Here is a 3,151-nt window from a genome sequence, read left to right as displayed (position 1 = left end):
ATATGGGATGACGCTAATGCAAGAGTTGGGGCTTTACGAGCGGGTTTTTGGATTGCAGATTGATCCGCTCGTGCACGAGCGACTGATGCAATTCATAGAGCGCGGCGAATCTTTCGTAAGAAATGAAATGTTTTTTTTATACGCGTTTTTGAATTTTTTAGGATTAGATAAAGATAAAATTTTAAAGAATTTAGGGCTAAATTATCTTTATAAAAGGCTACTTAGAGAGCCGTTTTTTAAGCGGGTAAGCGACGAGCGGCTATGCAAAATCGCTCTAAAAATGCCGCTTAAGCAGTGGCTCGGGCTATATTGTAAAGGTAGGGTGCAAGCGGCAAAGCGGCTTGGGATTTGGGATAAGAAATTTAAAAGCTTGGTTTGCGCCGCGGATGTCGCTCGCAATCTGCGCGGTGCTGCGATCGGCAAGGAGATTGAGAGGCTGCAAGAAGCGGAGATTAGGGCGTTTGTAGCGGCTTTAAAAGCGTAAATTTAGAGAGATTTTTGTAAAATCGCCGTTTTATTTAGGAGCTAGTTTTATGAAAAAATTCTATCGTCGCGACGAAATTTACGCGTTTTGCAAGAATGCTGCGTCTTTGCAAAAATGCGCTTTTTGCTTTGATCGCAGGCAAAATTTCGTGATTTTTGCTGCGCAGGATTTTATCTTTTGCGGTGAGCGAAATTTAAATTTTTGCGGCGTAAGATTTCATAGTGCAAAGCTTAGCTCGGTAGGATTTCACGACGCGGAATTTGACCTATTAAAATTTCATCCGTCGTGCCGCCATACCGAAAAAGCCCACGAGGCGAAGTTTTATGGATCGAGAGAATTTCGCAGATCGCATCACTGCGGTGAGAAATTATATGAGCCGTGCAGCAACGAGACGGAATTTCACGGCTCACATTACAGCGAGATGAAATTTTGCAGATTAGGACATCTTGGCACAAAATCTCACAGCCTGCGTCATATTAAATGCATTAAAGCAAAATTTAGCGAGCCGTATCGCGCGTCCTGTTCTATGGAAGTAGTTGCCTCGCCGCACCACAAAAAAATGCAAGAGCCGTATCGTTGCAAGGAGATATCTGACGTCCTGCAGCGTCGCAAAATCATGAACCTAAATTTTATTTCGCAGAATTTCAAATTACAGAATTTTGCCCATTCAAATTTGCAAGGCTTTACTGCGCGAAATCCCAAGCCGAGTAATTTAGCTTTTCGAAATTCTAAATCTCAAAACCTTGTCTCATGGAATTTTAAATCGCAAAATTGTGCTCATTCAAAATCGGTGATTTTTGATGTTTAATATCGTGTTAGTATATCCGCAGATCCACACAAACACCGGCTCCATCGGGCGCATGTGCGTCAATGCGGGGTGTCCTTTGCATTTGATCAAGCCGCTAGGATTCCTCATCGACGATAAGCATCTGCGCCGCGCGGGGCTTGATTATTGGGCGAACTTGGATCTTAAAATTTGGGAAAATTGGGACGAGTTTATGGCGGCGAACGAGAAATTTAAGCAGCGCTTCTTTTTTGCGACGACGAAGACGAACAAGCTCTACTGCGAGGCGAAATTCAAGCCGGGCGATTTTTTGATTTTCGGCTCGGAGGGGCACGGACTGCCGCTTGAGATCATGCGCACAAAGCGCGAAAACTGTATCACGATCCCGATGAGCGGGGCGGGGCGCAGTTTAAATTTAGCTACCAGCGTGGGTATCGTAACCTACGAAGCGATCCGCCAAAATATCGATAAATTCGACTTTAGGAGCGCGGTTTGCGAGTTTTAGCGCTACTTTTTGCGATGTTTTTCTGCGGCGCGAGTGCTGCGGAGCTGAAGATCGCATCGTTTAACGTGCAAAATTTATTCGATGGCAAGGACGACGGCACGGAGTACGCGGATTTTGAGATCGGGCGCGGCTCATGGAGCGAGCAAAAATATGAGCGCAAGCTGCAAGCGGTAGCGGATGAGATAAGCGCGCTTAATGCCGATATTTTGGGGCTGCAAGAGATCGAAAACGAAGCTGTGCTAAAAGCACTTGCTCAGAAAGCGGGCTATAAATTCTACGCTTTTTCGCGCGCACAGACTGCACCTGCGGGCGTGGCGGTGATGTCGCGCATACCGATAAAATTTCAAAAAACCTACCGCCCAGTAGAGCTTAAAACTAGAGATATTTTGCGGGCGGATTTTGCGCTTAACGGCGCTGATTTTAGCTTTTATGTCGTGCATATGCTCTCTGCGCGCAATCCGCTTAGCGAGCGCAAGCGCAATTTCGCCTTTTTACGCGAGGTTTTGCAAGGGCACCAACGCGCTATCGTAGCGGGAGATTTTAATACGAATTTCGGGCGAAATTCTTTACTAAACGAGCTTATCGAGCGCGATGGATTTAGTGATTTGTGGGCGCTGCATCCCTGCTCGCAGTTAAAGCATTTTGGCTCTTGTGAGTCTCACGAAAGCGGTGCGGTGCTCGATCATATCTTACTTAGCGACGATTTTTTTAGTAGCGAGCCGGGATATAAAAAGGACAGCTTCGCTGTTGCTAAATCCTCTACCGCTTCCGATCATTTCCCGATTAACTTCATTCTGACGGACGAAGGCGCTTTAAAATCTATGCCGAGAAAGCAAGAATTTTTAGCTAAAAATACCGCTAGCTCCGCAAAGACCGTCACGATAGAGGAGCTTTACGGGCGCATTATAAGTGAGCCTGTGCTGATAAAAGGCGTAGTCGTGAGCTTTACAAACCGCCACGGCTTTGCGATCTCCCAAGATGGAAGCGGAGTTTTTGTCTACGGCGGCAGCGGGCTGCGGCTGGGCGATAAACTCGATCTGCTAGTAAAAAAGACGAAATTTTATAAGCAAAGCTTTGAGATCGACGATTTTGAGATCGTAGCTAGAAACGGCAACGTAGTCTCTATCGCGCCATACGTTTTGCCTAGCGCATCAGTGCGGCAGCTGCGCGCAGGAGATGTGATAAGCACGATCAAAGGCGACGTTGAAGACGGCATAATTGATCTAAAAGGCGCGGGAGAGTTTAGAATTTTTCGCAAAAGCGCTCCTGTGCAAAACGGCAAAAATTTAGAATTTAAAAACGCCTATTTTACGATTTATAAAGGGCAAAAGGAATTTATAGTAGAATGATACATGCCGTTATAACCGCGCTTTTCGTG

3 protein-coding genes and 1 pseudogene are annotated in these 3,151 nt (G+C 45.9%); all 4 read left to right on the top strand.

Translation table 11 applies throughout. The features are described 5' to 3' along the window. Positions 1-484: pseudogene (locus tag Q0174_RS06840) on the top strand (hypothetical protein); the annotation flags it as partial. Positions 485-533: 49 nt separating this feature from the next. After that, positions 534-1,292: a hypothetical protein gene (locus Q0174_RS06835; RefSeq protein WP_298042731.1), complete on the top strand. Its 759-nt coding sequence runs from the start codon at positions 534-536 to the stop codon at positions 1,290-1,292. Further along, entirely contained in the window at positions 1,285-1,773 is a 489-nt protein-coding gene (locus Q0174_RS06830) for a tRNA (cytidine(34)-2'-O)-methyltransferase (RefSeq protein ID WP_297945211.1), read from the top strand. The genes Q0174_RS06835 and Q0174_RS06830 overlap by 8 nt, the downstream gene beginning before the upstream one ends. Next, a complete protein-coding gene (locus Q0174_RS06825) occupies positions 1,761-3,122 on the top strand; it encodes an endonuclease/exonuclease/phosphatase family protein (protein WP_298042730.1) in 1,362 nt (453 codons plus the stop codon). Before Q0174_RS06830 ends, Q0174_RS06825 begins: the two co-directional genes overlap by 13 nt. Positions 3,123-3,151 lie beyond the last annotated feature (29 nt).

This window comes from uncultured Campylobacter sp. (genome assembly GCF_937996225.1).
Taxonomy (GTDB): domain Bacteria; phylum Campylobacterota; class Campylobacteria; order Campylobacterales; family Campylobacteraceae; genus Campylobacter_B.
Note: the sequence above shows the minus strand (reverse complement) of the source record. Positions and strands in the feature narration are given on the sequence as shown.

Coding starts and splice junctions, on each gene's coding strand:
- Q0174_RS06830 (WP_297945211.1), top strand. CDS start 1,285: ATGTTTAATATCGTGTTAGTATATCCGCAGATCCACACAAACACCGGC.
- Q0174_RS06835 (WP_298042731.1), top strand. CDS start 534: ATGAAAAAATTCTATCGTCGCGACGAAATTTACGCGTTTTGCAAGAAT.